We start from the raw sequence: 21,972 nt of genomic DNA on the forward strand, positions 1-21,972 counted from the left end.
CTAACTACACCCTATGAAATACCTGATCGCCTCTATGCTTGCCGTTGCCTTGTTTGCCTGCGGCAAGAAGGAAAAACTAACCAGCACGATCGAACGCATCGACCCGGCCTTCGACGCCCTCGTGGACAGCGACGCCGAGGTGGAAGTGATAGCGGAGGGATTCGAATGGAGCGAAGGGCCGCTGTGGTTGCCGTCGGCCAACATGCTCATCTTCTCGGACGTGCCCACCAACACCATCTACAAATGGACACCCGAGAAGGGCAAAGAGATCTATCTCATCCCCTCGGGCTATACGGGCAACATCCCGCGCGGTGGCGAGATGGGCTCCAACGGCCTTGCATTGAACAATGAAGGCAAACTGGCGCTGGCCCAACACGGCGACCGTCGCGTGGCCGTGATGAATGCCCCGCTCGATGCACCTGCACCCAACTTTGTGTCGCTGGGTGACAACTATGAAGGCAAGAAGTTCAACAGCCCCAACGACCTCGTGTTCAACGACAAGGGCGACGTGTTCTTTACCGACCCGCCCTACGGTCTGCCCAACCAAGAGAATGACACCACGCGCGAGACCCCGTTCCAGGGTGTCTACAAGGCATCACAAGGAAAAGTGACGCTCATCACCGACTCGATCACACGACCGAACGGCATTGCGTTTCTCCCCGGATATAAAACGCTTATTGTCGCCAACTCGGATTCAAACAAGGCCATTTGGTATGCCTACGACATCCTGGAGAATGATTCGGTTGCCAATGCCCGCATTTTCCACGACGCCACGGCGGATGCAAAAAAAGAAAGAGGCTCGCCCGACGGGTTCAAGATCGACAGCCAGGGAAATGTTTTTGCCTCCGGACCCGGTGGCTTGTGGATCATGAACAAGGAAGGCAAGCTGCTCGGCAAAATAAAACTGTCGGAGGCCACATCAAACTGCGCGTTGTCGCCGGATGAGAAGACGTTGTATGTGACGTGCGATATGTATGTGGGAAGGATCAAGCTGCGGAAATAGTTCTACTTCGCTGAAGCAAATCCGGCGTAAAGAAATTAAAGGATGACATGGTTGATCGATATATTGGGCTGGGTTGGGTCGGTGCTGGTGGTGGCGGCGTATGGGTTGAATACGTATAAGAAAATCACGGCCGACTCGCTGGCGTTCTATGGGATGAATATTGTCGGGGGTATTTTCCTGGTGATCTATTCGTTGGAGAAGGGAGCGTATGCCAATACGTTTATCAATGTGATCTGGGTGCTCATTGCGATCCCTGCTATTCTCCGGTATTGGCGAACCGCGAAGTGAGCGAAATCACGGTGGCAAAAGTGACGAGTTTTAAATAAATACTACACCACTTTAAATAAATACTACACCACCTTGCGGTGCAGCCCTTCGGAGTGTTATTTGCGTCCCCATTTTCAACTATGGACCAGCAACGAAAAAACATACGCATACAACGAGGGGTGGCCATCCTTTCGGTGGTCTTGCTGCTGATCAAGCTGGTGGCCTATTACCTCACGCACTCCGTGGCCGTGCTCACCGACGCGTTGGAGAGCATTGTGAATGTTGTTGCCGGCTTTGTGGGGTTCTACAGCCTCATCGTGAGCGCCAAGCCAAGAGATGCCGACCATCCCTATGGTCATGGCAAGGTAGAATACCTCTCGGCGGCGTTGGAGGGGAGCATGATCGCCATTGCCGGTGTACTCATTTTTTATAAGTCCATCACCAACCTGATCCATCCCGAACCGATCCACCAACTCGATGTGGGCATTGTGCTCATCACGGCGACGGCATTGCTGAATTATTTTGCGGGAAGCATTTGTATCCGTGAAGGCAAAAAAAGTCATTCGGTAGCGCTGGTAGCGAGCGGCAAGCATCTGCAGTCGGATACGTATTCAACGCTTGGCATACTGGTCGGCCTGGTGGCCATTTACCTCACCGATCTGTATTGGCTCGACAGCGTGGTGGCGATGTTTTTTAGCGGGGTGATCCTGTTCACCAGCTATAAGATCATCCGCACGTCCATCGCCGGCATCATGGATGAGAGCGACAACGAACTGCTGGCCGAATTGGTGACCACGCTGAACAACAATCGGCGCGAAAACTGGATCGACCTGCACAACCTGCGCATCATCAAGTACGGCAGCATCCTCCACCTCGATTGTCATCAAACCGTGCCGTGGTATCTCAACGTGAACGAAGCCCACGCGGAGATCGACGCATTGGCAGAACCCGTGCGCAAGGCGTTTGGCGAGTCGCTGGAACTCTTTGTCCATTCCGACGGCTGCCTGGAGTTTTCCTGTCGCATCTGCAGCAAGTCGGATTGCCCGGTGCGGAAACACGCCTTTGAGAAACGCGTGCAGTGGACGGTAGAAAATGTATCGGTCAATAAAAAGCATTCCATCGAAACGGCCGATGGCCCGTTAACGGATCGTAACGGAAAATGAGACAAACCACAGCCGGTGCTGTTTCGGGAAAGAAGGAGAATTGTCTTATTTTGAGTCCGCGTCAATTTTACACACCTAACGGTTTGTTGATCCTGGCGAAACGACCGTGTTCTCATAAATCGGAGACTACCTTAACCTTTTATTTATACTTATGAAAAGATGTTTACCTCTCTTCCTGGCTGTGATGGTCGTTGCCTGCACGGCGCCACCGCCTCATCCCGACCGTTCGCTGTATACGCTCATCGATGAAGAATGGTCCTTCCGCATAAAAGAATTTCCACTCTTTGCCACCTACAACGACGACACGACGCAAAACGACAGGCTCGGTTCGTACGCCCCGGAAGACCTTGTCCGTCGCGAAAAATTCTATACCACGCTTTTAAGCAACCTGAATCAACTCGATCGCAAGTCGCTTTCGCGTGAAGACCTGGTGAACTATGATTTGTTCACCTTCTACACACAGGAAGAGCTGGATTACTACCTCAACAAAGAATACCGCATCCCCATCCTGGCCGACGATGGTTTTCATATCTCTTTTGCATACATGCCTTCGTCGTTGCCTTTTTTCACCGAGAAAGATTATCGCAACTACATCGAACGCCTGAAAGCTTATCCGGCCTATGTCGACCAGAATATTCATTGGATGAAACAAGGTCTGAAAGACGGCTTCACCATGCCCAAGGTGGTGCTGAACGGCTATGAAGTGACCATCACCTCGCACATTGTGACCGACGCCGAGCAGAGCCTGTTCTTCAAGCCTTTCCAGAATATGCCCGCCACCTTTCCAGCCGCCACCAAAGAAAAGCTGATCGCCGCCGGCAAAGAAGCCATCCTGAAAAGTGTGGTGCCCGGCTACCAGACCTTCCTGGATTTTATGACGAAAGAATACATCCCCGGCTGTCGCGAGACCATTGGCACATCGGCTTTGCCGGGCGGTGAAAAATATTATCAGAACCGCATCCACTACTACACCACCACCAACATGACGGCCGACGAGGTGCATGCCCTCGGCTTGAAAGAAGTGGAACGCATCAAAGGCGAAATGATGGACGTGTTAAAGCAAGTGGGCTTTAAAGGCGACCTGGCTGCGTTTATAAAATTCTTGCGCACCGACCCGCGCTTCTATCCCAAGACCGCGGAAGAATTATTGAAAGACGCTTCCTTCATTGCCAAGAAAATGGACGGCAAGTTGCCTTCCCTCTTTGGAAAGTTACCACGCCAGCCCTATGGCGTTGCTCCGGTGCCCGACCACCTGGCCCCCAAATACACAGCAGGCCGTTACTCAGGCTCGCCCATCAAAAGCACCGAGGCCGGTCACTATTGGGTGAACACATATAACCTGCCAAGCCGCACACTGTATACCCTGGAGGCCCTGACACTGCACGAGGCCGTGCCAGGCCACCACCTGCAAGGTGCACTTACCCAGGAGCTGGAGAACCTGCCAAAATTCAGACAGCAAATGTACATCAACACCTTTGGTGAAGGTTGGGGACTGTATTCGGAATGGCTGGGCATCGAAGCCGGGTTCTACCAGGATCCCTATTCGAACTTCGGACGGCTTACCTATGAAATGTGGCGCGCTTGCCGGTTGGTGGTAGACACCGGCATCCACGTGAAAGGCTGGACACGCCAGCAAGTGATCGACTACCTCGCGGCCAACACCGCCCTCTCCCTGCACGAATGCACGACCGAAACCGACCGCTACATCTCCTGGCCGGGTCAGGCCCTGGCCTACAAGATCGGTGAACTGAAGATCAAGGAACTGCGCAAAAAAGCCGAGCAGGCACTGGGCGAAAAATTTGATGTGCGCGCTTTTCACGATACCGTGCTCAGCCAGGGAACCGTAACACTTCCCATACTGGAAGATATGATCAACGCGTTTATTGAAACGTCGAAAAAGAAGTAGTCATTCCCTATCCAAAAAAGAAGGCCTTGATGTAAAGTCAAGGCCTTTATTTTTTTACGCTGAAGCGATCAACCGATCTCGATCACCACATCATCGGTGAGCGGGTGGCCGACGCAGGTGAGGACGTAGCCTTCGTCGCGTTCCGACTTGGAGAGTCCCTCCTCTTCGTCGAGTTTCACTTTGCCCGACAACGCTTTGCCGCGGCAGGCCGTGCACAAACCGCTTTGGCAAGAGTAGGGCAAGTCGATGCCCTGGTCAAGCGCGGTTTCCAGAATGGCTTTGCCGGCAGGGACCAACACTTTGTATTCCTGGCCGTCGTAGCGGATGGTTACTTCGTGATCTTTTGCAGCGCCCTCCTCAGCAACGGCGGGCGTTTCTTTTTTATCGATGGTGCCCTGCACAAAGCTCTCCTTGAAGATCTTTTCTTTGGGAATGTGGCGCGCCTCCAGCAAGGTGTCCACGTTTTTCATCATGCCTTCGGGACCGCACATGAGGTAGGTGGTTTTGTCGATGCCCCAGTCGGGGATGCGCTCGAATAGTTTGGTGAGCATGTCGTGATTCAAAAGGCCCGAGTAGCCTTGCCAGTTCATGGGGGCATTGTCGAGGATATGGATCACGTGCAGGCGGCCTTCGTCTTCGGTCTGCATGCGGTCGAGGGTGCTTTTGAAAATGATGCTGTCGATATCGCGGTTGCAATAGATGAGGGAGCAGATGCTGTCGGGCTCCTGCGTGAGAATGCTTTTGATGAGCGACATCATGGGCGTGATGCCCGAGCCGCCGGCAAACATGATGATGTGGCGTTTGTTGGTTTTGGCAAACTCGGTGGTGAATTGTCCCATCGGTTCCATGATCCGCACTTTGGCGCCGGGCTTCAAATTGTCGGGCAGCCAGTTGGACATCAACCCGTTCTCTACACGCTTGACGGTGACGACCAGGTCGGAGTCGGTGAACGGCGACGAGCAGAGGGAATAGGCGCGGCGCACATCTTTGCCCTGCATGGGCACGATGAGCGTGAGAAATTGTCCGGCTTTGTAGCTGATCTTTGGTTCGGGCTGGACGAAGGCCACGGAGACGGCGTCGTTTGTTTCCTGGATGACGTTCTTTACGGTCAGGTCATAATAGCGCGGGCCGCTGTGGTTTTCTTCCTTTTCCTTGGGTGGTGTTTTATCTGATTTTTTAAAGAAGCTAAAAGCCATAATGTATCATTAGTTTTTGTCAGTCGTCTCGCCATCCCTTCCCTGTTTCCAGAGTATCCGTAGATACAACAAAATAATCAGGAGACCAGTTTTAAAGCGTCGGGCAAACGGTTGCCGGTACAAAAGTAATGAGGAATACGTTATCCATAAAAGTTACCTTTTTCTTTGACAGCCTTGGAGCACTGGTCAATCAACCCCGTATTCCTGCCTCGGGCACCGGGATGGCAGTTTGTCGCGCTGAAAAACCGTGCAAGAAGGCGCTTGAACTATCAAAAAAGCGGTCCCCGGCCGGTAGCATCCCAGGAAGGGATGGCAGGTTTGGCAGGTTCAGCCCCGCCCCTTACTTTTGGGGCTTAATACGATAGACCGTGCAATTAAATCCACTTACCGCCATATCCCCCGTCGACGGGCGATATTTCGAAGCTGTCAAACCCCTCTCACCCTATTTTTCCGAGTTTGGCCTCATGCGCTATCGTGTGCAGGTGGAAATCGAGTACCTCATTTCGCTTTCGGGCGCCATCACGGAACTGGAGGATTTTCCCGTCCACAAGATCAACGACATCCGCCGGATCTATAAGAACTTTACGGAAGCCCACGCCACGGAGATCAAGGAGATCGAAAAGATCACCAACCACGATGTAAAGGCGGTGGAATATTTTATCAAGAAAGAATTTGAAAAGCTCAAGCTGGACAGCTTCAAAGAGTTTGTCCACTTCGGGCTCACCTCGCAGGACATCAACAACACGGCCATTCCCCTGCTCCTGAAAGAATTCCTGGAGCGCGAATATTTCTCCATGGTCGACGTGCTGGTGACCCGCCTGAACACCATGGCCATCGAATGGAAAGACATCCCCATGCTGGCCCACACCCATGGACAACCGGCATCGCCCACCCGCCTGGGCAAAGAGATCATGGTGTTTGGCGCACGGCTTGAAAAGCAGCTCACGCAACTGAAAGCCGTTCCCCATGCCGCCAAGTTTGGGGGCGCCACCGGCAACCTGAACGCCCACCACATCGCCTACCCGTCGATTGACTGGAACAAGTTTGCCGACGAATTCTGCCACCACCTCAACCTGGTACGCAGCTATCCCACCACACAGATCGAACACTACGACAACATGGCCGCGCTGTTCGACAACCTGAAACGCATCAACACGATCCTCATCGACTTCAGCCGCGACATGTGGCAATACATCTCGATGGAGTACTTCAAACAAAAAATAAAAGAAGGGGAAGTGGGCTCCTCGGCCATGCCCCACAAAGTGAACCCCATCGACTTCGAAAACGCCGAAGGCAACCTCGGCTTTGCCAACGCGATCTTTGAATACCTCTCGGCGAAACTGCCCGTCTCGCGCCTGCAACGCGACCTTACGGACTCGACGGTGTTAAGAAACATCGGCGTGCCGCTGGCCCATACCTACATTGCGCTGCAGTCGCTGTTGAAAGGCTTGAGCAAACTCGAACTTAACGAGGCGGCTATCCACGCGGATCTGGATAATAACTGGGCTGTGGTAGCGGAAGCTATTCAGACGGTGTTGCGAAAAGAAGGGTATCCTAATCCTTATGAGGCATTGAAAGCACTGACGCGGAAGAATGAGAAGATCACGAAGGAAAGTTTGGCGGTGTTTATTGATGGATTAGCGGTGAAGGATGCAGTGAAAGAGCGATTGAAGGGAATTACACCTTTTAACTACGTAGGGATCTGAGGGATTTGAAGCCAAATTCAGGAGCCGGGAGACCTGAACTCAAATGCTCTCAACACTTCTCAATCATGTCCAATGTCTGCTCCTGGATATCTCTGGTGGTAGCGGCAGCGTCCATTTTCCTTCTGCCAAATATCAATACGATTAATCCAATGATCGCACAGCACGCCATGACACCCGCCAACGGAGTGGGTGTCTGTGCATTCAGAAGTCCGATCGCCGCAGAGGCGAGTGAGCCAAGTCCCATCTGAATGGCACCCATCAGGGCCGATGCACTTCCCGCTTCTTTTGTAAACGGCGCCATGGACAATGCTGCGGAGTTGGGGAAGATTAGTCCCTGACAACTCAGAAAAAGAAACATCAGAAAGATGGTTGACACCAGTCCCAAGAACCCAGCCCCGGCACCGGCATACAACACTATTCCAACCGAGACTTGTACGACTAAAGCCCACTTCATCAATTGCTCGCTGCTGTAATAGCGCAGCAGCAAATTATTGAGTTGACTGCTGCCGATGAGTCCTGCTGCGATCAAAGCAAAGATCCATCCGTACTGTTGCTCGGTTACCGTGTAGTATTTCATAAACACAAACGGTGAACCGGACAGATAGGCAAACAATCCGGCCGAAGCGATTCCGCCGGAGAAGGCATAGGTAAAAAATTGTTTATCTTTTATAACCGTTGTGAAGCTTGCCAGGATCGGTCTCGGACGCAGAGAAAATGTAGGATCGGGTTGTTTACTTTCTGGAAGCCACAGCATAAGCGCAATCAGGATGACCAGGGTCACTACGGCCAGTAAAACAAACACCCAGCTCCAGCCCCAGTGTGCGATCACAAGACTGCCCACCGTCGGCGCCAAGATGGGCGAAACACCCAGCACCAAGATGAGCAGGGACAATACCTTCGCATTTTCTTCTACCGGGAACAAGTCGCGTACAATGGCACGGGGTGCCACCATACTCACACAGCCGCCCAAGGCCTGAAACAGCCTGAACACAATCAGCATTTCAATCGACGTGGAGAGTGCGCAGCCGATGGACGCAAACAAATATACAATCAGTCCAATAACGAGCGGTCTTTTTCTGCCAAAACGATCCAGCAGAGGACCGATCAACATTTGCCCCAGACAAATTCCAACAAAGAAGCTGGACAATGAATAAGACACGGCATCAACACTCGTGTGCAAGCTATTGGCAATGGCGGGGAATCCCGGCAGGTACATATCGATCGAGAATGGACCGATGGCCGAGAGTAATCCCAATATCAGAATGAGGACAAAGCGATTTGAGTTTTTCAAAATGATGGGCGTAAGGGGTTGTAAAAATCAAAACAATCGAATAAAGCCCAACGTGTCGGGAAGATGAAAAGTTTGCATTTTACCCTTACCTAAAATATTTAACTTGATTGATGTTCAAGGACCTTGAATCTGGTCCAAAATTAACTATCCCGTCATGCACCTGCTCCGGAATTTCTAAAGGAACTTTGACGCCTGAACGCTGAATTTCAACTCCTGGCTGCTGGATTCTGGCTCTGATCTCAGACTTTCTCCTTCTCCTCCACCAACCGTATAGACGCCGAGTTAATGCAATACCGCAACCCCGATGGTGCCGGTCCATCCGGAAAAACGTGTCCCAAATGTCCATCGCAAACGTTGCACATCACCTCCACGCGGACCATGCCGTAGCTGGTATCGCTTTTATATTGAATCGCATTTTCTTTCACGGGCACATTGAAGCTGGGCCAGCCGGTGCCGGATTCAAATTTCTGGCGTGAGTCGAATAGCGGGGTGCCACAGGCGCGGCAGGCATAGAGGCCAGGCTCGTGAATCTCGCAGTACTCGCCCGTGAAGGCGCGTTCTGTTCCTTTTTTGCGAAGGATTTGAAATTCTTCGGGGCTGAGGAGCTCGCGCCATTCTTCGTCGGTTCGCTCCACTCTTCTGTCGGGAACGAGGTTCCCGTTCTTTGCGAGGGTTAATACTTCTTTCCAGTTCATGCTTTTTCAACAAATAAAATAAATAGAATGTTCAACGTGTGGGACGCTCCTCTCTCCTTTTCTGGCTCTGTTTTTTTAAATTTTTCGCGTAGAGTTCCTCACCACCAGGGTCGTCTTCATCACCTCGGTGGCGGGAATAAAATTATCCTGATCCTGGTTTTGCTGTATGAAAAGCTCGATGGCCTTCTTCCCTATCTCATGCGAGGGCTGTGACACGGTGGTCAGCGAGGGTTCGATAAATCCCGATACGGGTTCGTTCGTAAAACCCACCACGGAAATATCGTCCGGCACGCGGATCGACTGCTCTTTCAACATTTGCAGGACGAGCAGGGCAATGGGATCGTTTAAACAAAACAACGCGTCGGGTCGTTTGTCGGGAGGCAACTGGAGCAAGCGCTTCACCCGCTCTACCGGCTCGTGGTGCAGCTCGTCACAATGCACGATCAGTTCTTCATCGGGGGCGATGTTGTATTGTTTCAGCGCATCGAGGTAGCCCCGTTTGCGCTGGTTGCTGATGTAGAAGGTGAGCGGGCCGCCAATGTAGGCGATGCGGCGGCAGCCGGTCTTGATGAGGTGCTCCACGGCCTTGAAGGCGCCGTCGTGATCGTCGACCACCACCTTGGCCACCTGCAGGCTATCGGTTACGCGATCGAACAGGACCACGGGAATGTTTTTGTTCAGCAGTTGCTGAATGTGCGCATAGTCCTTGGTTTCGCTCGACATGGAAATGAACAAACCGTCTACGCGGTTGGCCGCCAGCATGTGGACGTTCTGCTTTTCGGTTTCGTAGGATTCCAACGACTGACAGATCATGATGCTATAGCCATGGTGCGACGCCTCTTCCTGCATGCCGCTGATGGCCGAGGAGAAGAAATGCAGCGCGATCTCGGGGACGATGATGCCCAGGGTGTTGGTGCGCTTGATGCGCAGGCTTTGCGCCACGCGGTTGGGTTCGTAGTGAAGTCTTTCGGCCATCTCCAACACGGCCTTTTTGGTTTCGGGATTCACGTCGGGTGCACCGCGCAAGGCCCTCGACACCGTGGAGATGGAAATGTTCAGCTTAATGGCAATGTCACGGATGGTCGCTTGGGTGTTTTTCATCTGCGGGTGCCCGGTATGTCGCCGGTGTTTTGATCAAAGTGGGGAGGGCGCCGGCGGCGGTGCTCAAAGGTATACAAATGATAACGTTGCCGGAATCGTTTTTTCAAGAAAGCAGTGTTCATCGGGCTGTTTATCTCGCGGAAGTGACCGTATTTAGCATCGCTAAGTTAATAGTTTGGGTTAAATTTTAATTTGGCACTGATAGAAGGCCGCTGGCTGCGGGCCCTTTTCCCCAGCCACGCCTCTATCTCCCTAAACCATTTTTTAATCGCTAACCGATCATGAATCAGCCAAACGTGTTGACGCAAAAAGGATCCCTCCCCGAATTCCAACCTTCCGAGATCCGGAACAAGTTTCTAGAACGCTATAAAACCGAACCACTGCTGGTACGCTCCCCGGGCCGCATCAATTTCATTGGCGAACACACCGACTACAACGAGGGCTTTGTGATGCCCGCCGCCATCGACCGCGACATCCTGGTGGCCATTGGTGCCTCGGCCGACTCCCGGTCCACGCTCTACTCCGTGAAGCACGACGAAACCCTGGAGTTTGATGTGCAACATCCCGAAAAAGTGACGTTTCCCGCCTGGGCCAACTACCTGCTGGGGGTGGTGCGACAGTTTGTGGACAAGGGCTATGACGTGAAGCCCATTCATGCCATCATCGACGGCAATGTTCCAACAGGAGCAGGGTTGTCGTCGTCGGCCGCGTTGGAGTGTGGGTTTGCTTTTGCACTGGATCACCTGCACGGATTTGGGATCCCCAAGCTCGATCTCATTCACATCGCGCAATGGTCGGAGCACAACTACGTCGGCGTGAAGTGTGGCATCATGGACCAGTTCTCCAGCATGATGGGCGCCGCCGGGAAGGCTTTTGTGCTGGACTGCCGTTCGCTGACCTACGAATATTTTCCCCTCAATCTGAAAGACTATGCCATCGTGCTTTGCGATACGATGGTGAAGCACTCGCTGGCCAACTCGGCCTATAACACGCGACGCGCCGAGTGCGAAAAAGGCGTGTCGATCCTGAAGGCCCACTACCCGACCATCCAAAGCCTGCGCGATGTTACCCTGGAGATGATCGAGGCCCACCGCGAAGAATTTTCCCCAAAAGAATATGACCGCTGCACCTATGTGGTCGCCGAAAACCAACGTGTGCTGCTCGCCGCAGACGACCTGGCCAAGGGCAACCTGGCTTCCTTCGGCCAGCGCATGTATGAAACCCACGACGGACTTTCGCGCCTTTATGAAGTGAGCTGTCTCGAGCTGGATTTCCTGGTGGATGAGGCCAAAAAATTTGGCGGTGTGATCGGGGCCCGCATGATGGGTGGCGGATTTGGTGGCTGCACGATCAACCTCGTGCAAAAGAGCCGCGTCAATGAATTTATCGAAACGCTCAGCAGCGCCTATCGCAAGAATATTCACCGCGACATGCATGCCTACGTGGTGGCCTTGAAAGACGGCACCAGCGTTATTCCCGCCATTGCCAAACCTTCCTTACTTTAACTTTCCGTATGGCTTTTGATGTTTCAGAACATTCTCATCGCAGATACAATCCGTTGACGGGCGAATGGGTGCAGGTGTCGCCACACCGCTCCAAACGCCCCTGGCAGGGACAGCAGGAAAAGACCGAGGGCGAAAGCATCCCGCCCTATGACCCCACGTGCTACCTGTGTCCCGGCAACAAGCGCTCCAACGGCGAACACAACCCGACCTATACCGGCCCGTTTGCGTTCACCAACGACTTTAGCGCCATCGTGGAAGACGTCCCGGAGGGCACGATCGACGATGGCTTGTTCCAGGCAAAAACCGAAAAAGGAATTTGCCGGGTGATCTGCTTTTCGCCGCGGCACGACCTCACCATTCCCGAAATGGAAGTGGACCACATCGCGGCCGTGGTGCGGCTGTGGCAAGACGAATATGCGACGCTGGGCAGCAAACCTTTTGTGAACCATGTGCAGATCTTCGAGAACAAAGGGACCGTGATGGGATGCTCCAACCCACACCCGCACGGGCAGATCTGGAGTCAGGCCTCGGTGCCGGTGGAGCCCTCGAAAAAGCAGCAGCACCAGGCGGCTTATTTTGAACAGCACGGCCGGACCCTGTTGAGCGACTACCTGCAGCAGGAGCAGCGCGCCGCGCAACGCATCGTTTTTGAAAACGACCATTTTGTGGCGCTCGTGCCGTTCTGGGCCACCTGGCCATTCGAGACCATGATCGTTCCCAAACGCGCCATGGCCGCCATCACGGAAATGACGCCGGCCGAAACCAACGCATTTGCCGACGCCTATAAGCGCCTGACCACGCGCTACGATAATCTTTTCTCCGTATCTTTCCCCTACTCGGCGGGCATTCACCAGGCGCCAACAGACGGGAAAGCACACCCGGAGTGGCATTGGCATATGGTGTTTTATCCGCCGTTGTTGCGGTCGGCTACGGTGAAGAAATTTATGGTGGGGTATGAGATGTTGGCCAATCCGCAGCGCGATATTACGCCGGAATCCAGCGCCGAACGCCTGCGTTCGCTTTCGGAGGTTCACTATAAAAAAGGAAAATACTAACCCCAGCCCTTTGCTATGAGAAAATACCTGCTTTATTTGCCTGTAGGCCTTGCCATAATGCTTATGACGAATTCGTGCAAACCCAAAACGGACCAACCCGCCGAAACCCAAGCGGTCGACTCGGCAGCCCATGGTCCCACCGTTAGCGAGGCCCCCTATGGCACGCTGCCCGACGGCACCGCCGTGACCTTGTACACGTTGAAGAACACCCAAGGCACGGAAATGACCGTGACCAACTACGGCGGCCTGATCACCACCCTGAAAACCGCCGACAAGAACGGCACGTTTGAAGACATCGTGCTTGGTTATGATTCCCTTCAGGGCTATCTGAAAGCCTCTCCTTTTTTTGGCGCACTGGTGGGCCGCTACGGCAACCGCATCGCCAAAGGAAAATTCACCCTCGATGGCAAAACTTATAGCCTGGCCGTTAACAACGGCCCCAACGCCCTTCACGGTGGACTGAAAGGGTTCGACAAGGTCGTGTGGACCGCTACCCCTTCCTCCACGGCCGACGGTGCTGCACTTAAGCTCACCTACCTCGCCAAGGATATGGAAGAGGGCTACCCCGGCAACCTGCAGGTGGAAGTGAACTACACGCTCACCAACGCCAACGAACTGAAGATCGACTACAAGGCCACCACCGACAAGAAAACAGTGTTGAATCTGACCCAACACACCTACTTCAATTTATCGGGCAACACCAAAACCGACATCCTGGGCCACACGCTCACGCTGGCCGCTTCCAAATTTGTTCCCGTAGACAAAGGCCTCATCCCCACCGGAAAGTTACAAGATGTGAAAGGCACGCCCTTCGATTTTCTGACACCCCACAAAGTGGGCGAGCGCATTAACGACGACAAAGATCCCCAGATCAAAATGGGCGGTGGCTACGACCACTGCTGGGTGCTCGACAAAACCGGATCCGGCCTCACTCCCGCCGCCACAGTCTACGACTCCGCCAGTGGCCGCTTCCTGGAAGCGTTCACCACCGAGCCCGGGGTTCAATTCTATACTGGAAATTTCCTGGACGGCTCGATCACCGGCAAACACAACACCGTCTATGCCAAGCGTTATGGCCTCTGCCTGGAAACGGAACACTTTCCGGATTCGCCAAATCAACCTCAGTTCCCCACCACGGTGTTGAACCCGGGTGAAACGTATACTTCTCAGACCGTCTTCAAGTTCTCGACAAAATAAAAGGACTCATCAAGTCATAAAAAAAGAAGCTGCCTCGAAAGGGCAGCTTCTTTTCATTCAAGGAGAGGCTCACCTGGGCTCTGCACGAGCCCACGAGTGTAATAATCAATTCTTCCCCGTCAAAGACTTTATCAAAGCCACTTCATCCTTCTTATACGGCTTGCCGTCCTTCCTGAAAATATCATGAAACCACAATTTAGGCTCGCCTCCTTTTGGCATCGGCGCACTCCACGCATAGATCGTGTTGGTCTTTCCGGAAACAAATCCCCAGTTATACGCTCCAATATTTTCCGCTTTCAGCATAGGCATGACGTTGCTGAATAAGCTGCCCCGCGTACGCGCCATATACTCCGTGCAAATCAAAGGGCGTCCATAGGCCTTCAGACTGTCGATCAGTTTTTTATGCTCTTCGGGCACGTCATAGTTGTGATAGGTGATCACGTCGGAGTTGGCCAGCTGATATTTATTCAGGTCAACCAAATCGCCAGCCCACACGCCAGACGACAAAGGCTGCGAAGGATTTACTTCACGTCCCCATTGAAACATCTTTTCTAGTAGGGGCAGCGATTTATTTTTGTTGTTGCTGTTGCCCGGTTCGTTATACAGATCCCACAGCACGATGCGCTTGTCATCTTTGAAATGCGTGAGCACGTCTTTGGTGTACTTCTCAAGTGTGGCCAGTTGTGTGGAGTCAAATGTGGTGTGTGTGGTGTCGGCGAAGATGCGCGGGCCGGGGTCGCGGACCCAGCCGGAATTGTGAATGCCGGTTTTGGGTTCGGGTTGTTTGCCGGATTGGTATTCGGGATTCCAGCAGTCGTCGAGGAACACAAACAACGTGGAGATGTGATGTTTGTCGGCGATGGTGAGGTAGGTGTTCATGCGGTCCTTAAAACCTGCGGGATCCACTTCCCACGCCAGGTGGTGCAGGTAGACGCGCATCGAGTTCATGCCGATGGACTCCGCCCATCCCAACTCGCGGTTGATCGTGGCCGTGTCGAACGATTCGGCCTGCCACATTTCCAATTGGTTGATGGCCGTGCTGGGTATGAAGTCGCTGCCGCGCAGCCAGCCCCATTGGGTATACCAGGCGTTGGCTTGTTCTTTCGTCCACACCTCGCGCACGGTCTTCACGGTGTCAGCTACTGTCGCGGTGTCGGCCGGCTTTTCTTTTTTCGCGCACGACAACAGGGTTAATGCAAAACAAAATGCGAGGAAGGGAATGGTTTTAAAGATATGCTTCATGTTAAAATGATACGTTAATAAATTACGATGTTGATAAAATGCGATATAAAATTGATTTAGGATGCTCGTTGTCGATCAATTGACTTCCAGATCGTTCTTCGCCGGCAGCTTTGGAAAGGGTGCATGGGGTTCGGTTTGATACCAGTAGACCACCGCGCTGATGTCGGACTGTTGTGGCAAGTAGCGTCCTTCGCTGCGCCAGCCCAGGTCTTGGATGGTCACCTTCAAATCTTTTTCAAACCGGATGGGATCCATGATGTGCCAGCGATACAAACCAAAACGTTGCTGTGAGGTGTAGACCCCGTCGGGGCGGATGACCTGGTGAAGCCCGGTGTAGGCCGTGGAGAATTCCTGGTATTGGTGCGTCTTCCGGTTTTCGAAATTATAGGAGCCGCAGAAATAATCTTCCGTGCCGGTGCCGGCGATGGTGGGAAATTTCGTGTCGCCGTCCATGAAGAATTTGATCTCGCCTTCGCCCCACCAGCCATTGTTGTTCACGCCCCAGGCGAGGTAGGTGCCCACATAGTGTCCCTTGCCTTTCACACCGTCAATGAGCGTGAAGAGCGAGCCCTTGGTGGGATTGCTGCGACGGAATTGGGCATGAAGATAGGCGGCGTCTGCCGGCACGTCGGTGAGCGTGTAGTCCACCTGATAGTACAGCGTCATCTTCTCGGCAGCGATGTTCTCCATGGTGATCTTGCATTTTTTGCGGAAGGGCATCGACCAATAGCAATTGAATGCGCTGCCGGGGTTGACCGTGACGGCCTGCGAATTCAGGTGGGCATACTCACCCCATCCCATGCCAAAGAAATCGCCGACGGGCACTTCGATGGAGGGCTCTTTTTCATCGTCCCAATAAAAGCGAAGAATGGAGTAACGCCAGTTGCCCGTGGGCGTGATCCAGATGTGTTGTATGGCGCCCGAGCCGGTGATCTCCGCCATGGTGTAGGTCTGGCCCGGCTCGATCACCACGAAAGGATTCACCTTCCATCCCTGTCCCAGATCGCGCGCCGCATTGCGGGCACTCCCCTGCTCCAATGTGGCGGTGCCACCTTTGCCCGGTTCGCCCGTGGGATTCTCGGTGCTGATGGAACGCGTTTTTGCATTGGACAAGCGCGAGAGATTGCCCAGGTTCATCTCGAGCCCATTGAAATTAGAGGACTGCGCCATGACGGACGCGGCCAGGAAGGACAGCGCCATAAGGCTGGTAATTTTTTTCATAAGCATAAGTCGTTCTGGTTTTCCCTAAGATAATTATTCCAGGCATTTCGCCTGTTATGTACCCCGGGGCTTCGCAGATCTTCTTGCCTACTTGTCCAGCAATTTTATAAAATATCCACCCACCACGCTACGGGCCTGGAACCCGACTTGTCGTCCATCCAAGGTCTCGTGCCAGTCGCTCAGCGGCACCCGCGTGGGGGTTTCGGTGGCAAAGGTGTAGATGGGTTTTACCAGCGCCTCGAAATCTTTCCGGTTATCCGCCAGGGTGGCCGTCCACAAGATCCAGTCCGATTTGGTGTAGGTCTTGCGGCTGTCGAGCGGCAGGCCGAAGGCATTTTGTTTGGTGAGATAATATTTCACTTCCGTGGCGTAGACTTCTTTGGGGAACAGTTCCAGGCCCAGCAGTTTGTCCCACACCAGGTTGTATTTCTGGCTCCAGGTTCCCGGCTGGCCAAAGGCCAGCGTATAGTGGTCGCCATCGGCGGCGAGGGGCATCCATTTCGTGGCCAGCTCTTTTGCCAGAGCCTTGTATTTGGTGGCGGTCGCGGTTTCGCCGAGTGCTGCGGCCAACTGCGCATAGGCGCCGATGCCCACGATGGCTTTCACCGACAGGTTGGCGTTGCGCGCCAGGTGGCCCGCAAAATCGTCGGTGCACAATTGGTTGCCGGGATCGAAGCCGTCTTTCTCCAGGAACTGCACCCATTGGGTTAGGGTGGTCCAATGCTTGCGTGCATAGGACGCGTTGCCTTCGGCTTTGGCGATGGCCGCCGTGAGAATGATCATGTTGCCCGACTCTTCCACGGGCATGTCTTCGCCATAGGTTTGGCCATTGGCCAACGGGTAGGTGCCGAGGTCGTGGGCCGCGAAAGGCTTGGCCCATTTTCCGGACTCACTGTAATAGAAAATGCCGTTGAGCATTCCCTTCAACAAATCGGGATTGTAGACCAGGAACAACGGCGCCGAGGGATAGGTGACGTCTACCGTGTTGATCGACCCGTTGCTAAAGTTTTCCTTCGACAGAAAAAGAATGTCGCCCTGCGGGCTCTTCACCAACTGATGCGCCGCAATGGCCTGGCGGTAGGCGATGACACACAGCCTGGCATATTGTTCGCCGCCGGCGCGCAAGGCGTCGGCATAAAGTTTTTCGTCAAATGTTTTGCAGGCCGACTGGATGGACCGAAAATCTTTCCAGGCCTTGCTCACGACTTGTTGGATCGTGGCTCCGTCTTTGCTCCACCACGCTTTCAGGTTTTGGTTGAAGTATTGGATGGCCTCGCCATCGTCGTAGGCCAGCAGCACGGTCTTGTCAACGGCGGTGCTGCTGATGGTGCCCACATCAAAGTATGTGTTCAGCCACAGCGATGTGCCGGTGACAGAGGGTTTGCCGGGTGAAGGCTTGGTGGATGAAAATCCTTTGAGCAACTCGTCTATCGTGGAGATGGTTTGCCACGGTTTTTCATTATCGGAGGCCACGGCATAGGCATAGCCCCAATCGATGCGCACGTCGTCGCCCTTCCGTTTCAGGACCGGCTGCTCGACGGTGCCGGCCTTCAACCATTGAAAGCCTCCCTCCCCTTTGCGCTCGGCCACCACCGGCTGGCGCCACGAGTTCACGGCGAGGTTTGAGGACGCGCTGATGTTCAGTTGCACAGCGTGTTGCTTGTTGTCGGTAGAGCGCACGCTCACGTTGATGTAGGAGACGGGACGCGACAGCAGGTCGAGGTCGCTCATTAAGAGCGGGCTTAGGAAGGTGAGGTCCAGTGCCACCGGGCCGCATTGAAACGTGTATTTGGTTTGCGTGGCGGTGACCCACACTGCCGTCTGTGTGGCCGGGGTCAATTCTTTTGGCGACGTTTGTTTGGCCAGGCCGGCGTCGATCCAGCCATTTCCTCTTGGGTTAATGCAATGCATGGCCAACACATTTTTGCCTTTAACGAGCTTGCTCTTCACGGCATCGGACACGGGATAGGTTGTGTAGTCGCCGATCCAACAATTTTCGCAGCTGTATACTTTCTCGCCGTTCAGGTACACCTCCACATCGTCGTCATGACGGAGTTGGAGGAGGAGCTTTTCGAACGATGTGCTTTCTTTAAAGTCGAAGGTGCGCCGCACCCAGATCTCGGGCGAGGACCAGACGGTGGCCGGGTTGGCTTCGGGTGTGCCGAAGGGAGCCTTGCCGACAGTCCAGGCGGCATCGTCGAACTTGGGATCCATCCAGCCGTCGGCGGGTTTTTGTTCGGTGTAGCGGCAATCGTAAGGCTTGGTTTCGCCGGTGGGCAGCACGTCTTGCAGCGGGTATTCGGGTTGGCCGAGGAAGTTATACATCTTTCCATCCACCTTGATCAACCCCAGCAACGGCTGCGGCTTGCCCGTCCAATGCCGGGTAGGGCTTTCGTTGACGCGGTCGGTGAACGACCACAGGCTGAAGTAGGGATTGTGGGTCACCAACGGATAGGCTGGGGCCTTGTTTACCTGGGCCTGAAGGGTTGTGGCGAGGGCCACGAAAACAAAGACAGATATAAAGCGCATTATAGAGGGTTTTAGGGTTTACTGTAAACCGCTAGCAATCTGAAATTTTTTGGGAGAAGTTCAAGGGGTTTGGACTTTAATCGGGTAAAAAAACGATGCCGGTGAGTGAATATCCTGTTTTTAGGGGAGCTGTCGGCGAATGATTTCAGCGGAGCTGTGAAATTAAAAATCGAAACGTTTTACCACATCCGGGTTAATACTGAAATCGGTTTGGTCATTTTAGCAGGGTAACGTCACATCAAATAGCGTGTAGCGTTGTCGTTGCAACGTTTTCGGTGTGGGTTTGGCGTTTGTCATGGGGAACGCTTGAATCGGCCCGGCCAGGGATTGGAGTGGAAAGCCCGGAGTGCGGTGGGGAAAGGGCGTGTGATTTGTTCGTGGGACACCAACAAATGGTCAATCGGGTTCTTGGAGTGGAGCGACAAAGGGATTGGGCGGACTTGGAGCGGAAAGCCCGACCCGCAGGGGGCCGCCTAAAATGAATCATCTTGAAATCACAAGTGCACCGATCTTTGAACTTCAACCGGATGTGTTGTCATGGGAGAGCACTCGAACGCAGTGAAAAAGTATATATCGGAAACCATGAACGTAGTTTGCATTTGCGTCGTTGTCTCCTTAATGGGATCTCTTACGTTGAAATACGCCTTTAAAGGTGGCAATGGTACGTTTTATAAATTACTGAAGGAAAAAGTCGACGATTACTTTACGGAGTCAAAACTTCATCCTGCCGGCAATGGGAAATTGTATGTGAAAAGCGCCTTGCAGATACTCTCTGCAACGATTCTGTACGTCGTTCTGGTTTTCTTTACTCCGGTCGTGCCGCTCGCGTTGTTGCTTTGTGTCGCGTTGGGTATTAACCTGGCGTTGATCGGTTTCAATGTGATGCATGAGGGTGGGCACCAGGCGTTCTCTTCGAATGCGCGAATGAACAGTGTTTCGGCCTATTTTCTGAATGTGCTGGGTGGGATCTCGTATTACTGGAAAATCAAACACAACATCAACCATCATACCTACACCAATGTGGAGGGAATGGATTCGGATATCGACGTGAAGCCTTTTATGCGGCTTCATGTGGACCAGCCGCTTCGCGGGTATCATCGTTTTCAACACATCTATTGGGTGGTATTGTATGGCATTTCGTACCTGGCGTGGATCTTTTATGAGGACTTTGTCAAGTATTTCAGTGGCAAGGTCTCTGTGAACGGGGAGAAGAAAGCTTTAGCGGTGAGAGAACATGTTGTTTTCTGGTTCACGAAGGTCATTTATCTCGGCGTCTACGTGTTTATCCCGATCGTGATGGTGGGTTGGCTGTCGTGGCTCCTGGGGTTCCTGGTGATCACGATCATTTGTGGGCTCGTGATCAGCGTGGTGTTCCAATTGGCGCACGTGGTGGGTGGAACGCATTTTCACTCTGCAAAAGGCGATCGCGGTGACGCTACCCAGGAGTGGGCCATTCACCAGGTGGAGTCCACATCGAACTTTGGCACGTCCAGCAAATCGCTGCATTGGTTGCTGGGAGGGCTGAATTTTCAGATAGAACATCATTTATTCCCCAGAGTCAGTCATATTCACTACCCGGCCATCAGCCGTCTGGTGCGCGATGCGTGCCGGGAGGCCGGGATCGTCTACAATGAACACACGTCGCTTTGGAAGGCGCTGGTCTCGCACCTGCACTACCTGTGGCGACTGGGCAGGGCTTGAAAATGACGGGAATCGCGTTATTTCAGGGCGCCCCCTAAAGACACTGCTCATGCGGGTATGTCCATTTAAATGACTACCTTGCACGAAATTACGACTGCATTATCTTCTCCCCCTTTCCATTTTAGATAATCCAATTGCATTTGTGGCCCTTTTGAAGTCACGCGTTGACTCGAAACAACTAGTTTTTTATTATTCACTAATCCATACACATGAGACAACTAAAGATCAGCAAGCAGATTACCAACCGGGAAAGCCAGTCCCTGGACAAGTATTTACAAGAAATTGGAAAGGTTGAATTGATCAGTGCTGAGGTTGAAGTTGAACTTGCCAAGCGCATCCGCGAAGGTGACCAGGTGGCGATGGAGAAATTGACGAAAGCCAATCTCCGCTTTGTGGTTTCGGTTGCAAAGCAATATCAGAACTCGGGCCTCACGCTGGGCGACCTGATCAATGAAGGTAATTTAGGGCTGATCAAAGCGGCAAAACGGTTTGATGAAACGCGTGGATTCAAGTTTATTTCCTACGCGGTTTGGTGGATCCGTCAGTCGATCATGCAGGCCTTGGCCGAGCAGTCGCGCATTGTGCGCCTTCCCTTGAACCGGGTGAGTTCTTTGAATAAAATATCGAAGACCTTTTCGGACCTCGAACAGAAATTTCAACGCGAACCCCTGCCGGAGGAAATGGCCGAAGTGATCGGTGTTTCCGCACAGGATGTGCAGGATAATCTGAAAGTCGCAGGCCGTCATGTGTCGATGGACGCACCCTTTGCGCAAGGAGAAGACAACAACAGTCTGCTCGATGTGTTGAGCGACACCAACGAAGCGCGGCCGGATGCCGGGCTGCTCTCCGATTCACTTATCGAAGAAGTTCAGCGGGCGCTTTCAACGTTGCCTGCGCGCGAATCGGAAGTGTTGGGAATGTACTTTGGTTTGAACAGCACAGAAGCCATGACCCTCGAGGAAATCGGCGAGAAGTTTAACCTGACGCGTGAGCGTGTACGCCAGATCAAAGAGAAAGCTACCCGTCGGCTGAAAAATGCCGCGAGAAGCAAAACATTGAAATCGTACTTGGGATAACGGAATGTCTAGGTAATGTGGATCTATTGGTGTAGCTTGCCGTGCATTTAAGAAATAGTGCCTTTCAGCAAGTTCCTGCTCTTCAGATTCTGTTGCATCCACCTTCCTTAATTAAACA

17 protein-coding genes are annotated in these 21,972 nt (G+C 53.1%); 10 read left to right on the plus strand and 7 right to left on the minus strand.

Annotated elements, in window-relative coordinates:
* Positions 1-13: 13 nt before the first annotated feature.
* The 4 genes from D4L85_RS30005 to D4L85_RS30020 all read left to right on the plus strand — a co-directional run bounded on the left by D4L85_RS30005 (position 14) and on the right by D4L85_RS30020 (position 4,339).
* Entirely contained in the window at positions 14-1,003 is a 990-nt protein-coding gene (locus D4L85_RS30005; RefSeq protein ID WP_119757816.1) for an SMP-30/gluconolactonase/LRE family protein, read from the plus strand.
* A gap of 42 nt (positions 1,004-1,045) precedes the next feature.
* Complete coding sequence (locus D4L85_RS30010; RefSeq protein WP_119757817.1) at positions 1,046-1,291, plus strand: CBU_0592 family membrane protein; 246 nt, start codon at positions 1,046-1,048, stop codon at positions 1,289-1,291.
* A gap of 119 nt (positions 1,292-1,410) precedes the next feature.
* Positions 1,411-2,433 carry a cation diffusion facilitator family transporter gene (locus D4L85_RS30015; protein WP_119757818.1) on the plus strand — a complete coding sequence of 341 codons (1,023 nt, stop codon included), beginning with the start codon at positions 1,411-1,413 and terminating at the stop codon, positions 2,431-2,433.
* Positions 2,434-2,584: 151 nt separating this feature from the next.
* The gene (locus D4L85_RS30020) at positions 2,585-4,339 is read left to right on the plus strand and encodes a DUF885 domain-containing protein (protein WP_119757819.1); all 1,755 of its coding nucleotides are present in this window, start codon (positions 2,585-2,587) and stop codon (positions 4,337-4,339) included.
* A 68-nt stretch (positions 4,340-4,407) separates the two neighbouring features.
* Here the strand turns inward: D4L85_RS30020 and D4L85_RS30025 are convergent, their stop codons facing one another.
* Positions 4,408-5,535 (minus strand): ferredoxin--NADP reductase, encoded by a 1,128-nt coding sequence (locus D4L85_RS30025; RefSeq protein WP_119757820.1) that lies wholly within the window; start codon positions 5,533-5,535, stop codon positions 4,408-4,410.
* 368 nt (positions 5,536-5,903) lie between these two features.
* Here D4L85_RS30025 and purB point away from each other — a divergent pair, with 368 nt between their 5' ends.
* Entirely contained in the window at positions 5,904-7,241 is a 1,338-nt protein-coding gene (gene purB / locus D4L85_RS30030; RefSeq protein WP_119757821.1) for an adenylosuccinate lyase, read from the plus strand.
* Positions 7,242-7,290: 49 nt separating this feature from the next.
* Here the strand turns inward: purB and D4L85_RS30035 are convergent, their stop codons facing one another.
* The 3 genes from D4L85_RS30035 to D4L85_RS30045 all read right to left on the minus strand — a co-directional run bounded on the left by D4L85_RS30035 (position 7,291) and on the right by D4L85_RS30045 (position 10,328).
* The gene (locus tag D4L85_RS30035; RefSeq protein WP_119757822.1) at positions 7,291-8,532 is read right to left on the minus strand and encodes a multidrug effflux MFS transporter; all 1,242 of its coding nucleotides are present in this window, start codon (positions 8,530-8,532) and stop codon (positions 7,291-7,293) included.
* Positions 8,533-8,771: 239 nt separating this feature from the next.
* A complete protein-coding gene (gene msrB / locus D4L85_RS30040) occupies positions 8,772-9,227 on the minus strand; it encodes a peptide-methionine (R)-S-oxide reductase MsrB (RefSeq protein WP_119757823.1) in 456 nt (151 codons plus the stop codon).
* Between the two features lie 75 nt (positions 9,228-9,302).
* Positions 9,303-10,328 carry a LacI family DNA-binding transcriptional regulator gene (locus tag D4L85_RS30045; RefSeq protein ID WP_119757824.1) on the minus strand — a complete coding sequence of 342 codons (1,026 nt, stop codon included), beginning with the start codon at positions 10,326-10,328 and terminating at the stop codon, positions 9,303-9,305.
* Between the two features lie 281 nt (positions 10,329-10,609).
* Between D4L85_RS30045 and galK the strand changes: the two genes are divergently transcribed.
* Genes galK through D4L85_RS30060 form a run of 3 tightly spaced genes read left to right on the plus strand, consistent with a single transcriptional unit; the run spans position 10,610 to position 14,085 of the window.
* Positions 10,610-11,833: a galactokinase gene (gene galK, locus D4L85_RS30050; protein WP_119757825.1), complete on the plus strand. Its 1,224-nt coding sequence runs from the start codon at positions 10,610-10,612 to the stop codon at positions 11,831-11,833.
* An 8-nt stretch (positions 11,834-11,841) separates the two neighbouring features.
* Entirely contained in the window at positions 11,842-12,888 is a 1,047-nt protein-coding gene (locus D4L85_RS30055; RefSeq protein ID WP_119757826.1) for a UDP-glucose--hexose-1-phosphate uridylyltransferase, read from the plus strand.
* Positions 12,889-12,903: 15 nt separating this feature from the next.
* Complete coding sequence (locus D4L85_RS30060; RefSeq protein ID WP_119757827.1) at positions 12,904-14,085, plus strand: aldose epimerase family protein; 1,182 nt, start codon at positions 12,904-12,906, stop codon at positions 14,083-14,085.
* A gap of 105 nt (positions 14,086-14,190) precedes the next feature.
* Here the strand turns inward: D4L85_RS30060 and D4L85_RS30065 are convergent, their stop codons facing one another.
* From D4L85_RS30065 to D4L85_RS30075, 3 genes are all read right to left on the minus strand, one after another.
* Positions 14,191-15,327 (minus strand): glycoside hydrolase family 2 TIM barrel-domain containing protein, encoded by a 1,137-nt coding sequence (locus D4L85_RS30065; RefSeq protein WP_119757828.1) that lies wholly within the window; start codon positions 15,325-15,327, stop codon positions 14,191-14,193.
* A gap of 75 nt (positions 15,328-15,402) precedes the next feature.
* Positions 15,403-16,548, minus strand: a complete 1,146-nt coding sequence (locus D4L85_RS30070; protein WP_119757829.1) for a glycoside hydrolase family 172 protein — start codon at positions 16,546-16,548, stop codon at positions 15,403-15,405.
* A gap of 87 nt (positions 16,549-16,635) precedes the next feature.
* Positions 16,636-19,077 (minus strand): glutaminase family protein, encoded by a 2,442-nt coding sequence (locus tag D4L85_RS30075; RefSeq protein WP_119757830.1) that lies wholly within the window; start codon positions 19,075-19,077, stop codon positions 16,636-16,638.
* Between the two features lie 582 nt (positions 19,078-19,659).
* On the opposite strand from D4L85_RS30075, the gene D4L85_RS30080 reads away from it, so the two are divergent.
* The gene (locus D4L85_RS30080) at positions 19,660-20,778 is read left to right on the plus strand and encodes a fatty acid desaturase family protein (RefSeq protein WP_228450675.1); all 1,119 of its coding nucleotides are present in this window, start codon (positions 19,660-19,662) and stop codon (positions 20,776-20,778) included.
* A 209-nt stretch (positions 20,779-20,987) separates the two neighbouring features.
* Positions 20,988-21,854 carry a sigma-70 family RNA polymerase sigma factor gene (locus D4L85_RS30085; RefSeq protein ID WP_119757832.1) on the plus strand — a complete coding sequence of 289 codons (867 nt, stop codon included), beginning with the start codon at positions 20,988-20,990 and terminating at the stop codon, positions 21,852-21,854.
* Positions 21,855-21,972: the final 118 nt, after the last annotated feature.

This window comes from Chryseolinea soli, from assembly GCF_003589925.1.
GTDB lineage: Bacteria > Bacteroidota > Bacteroidia > Cytophagales > Cyclobacteriaceae > Chryseolinea > Chryseolinea soli.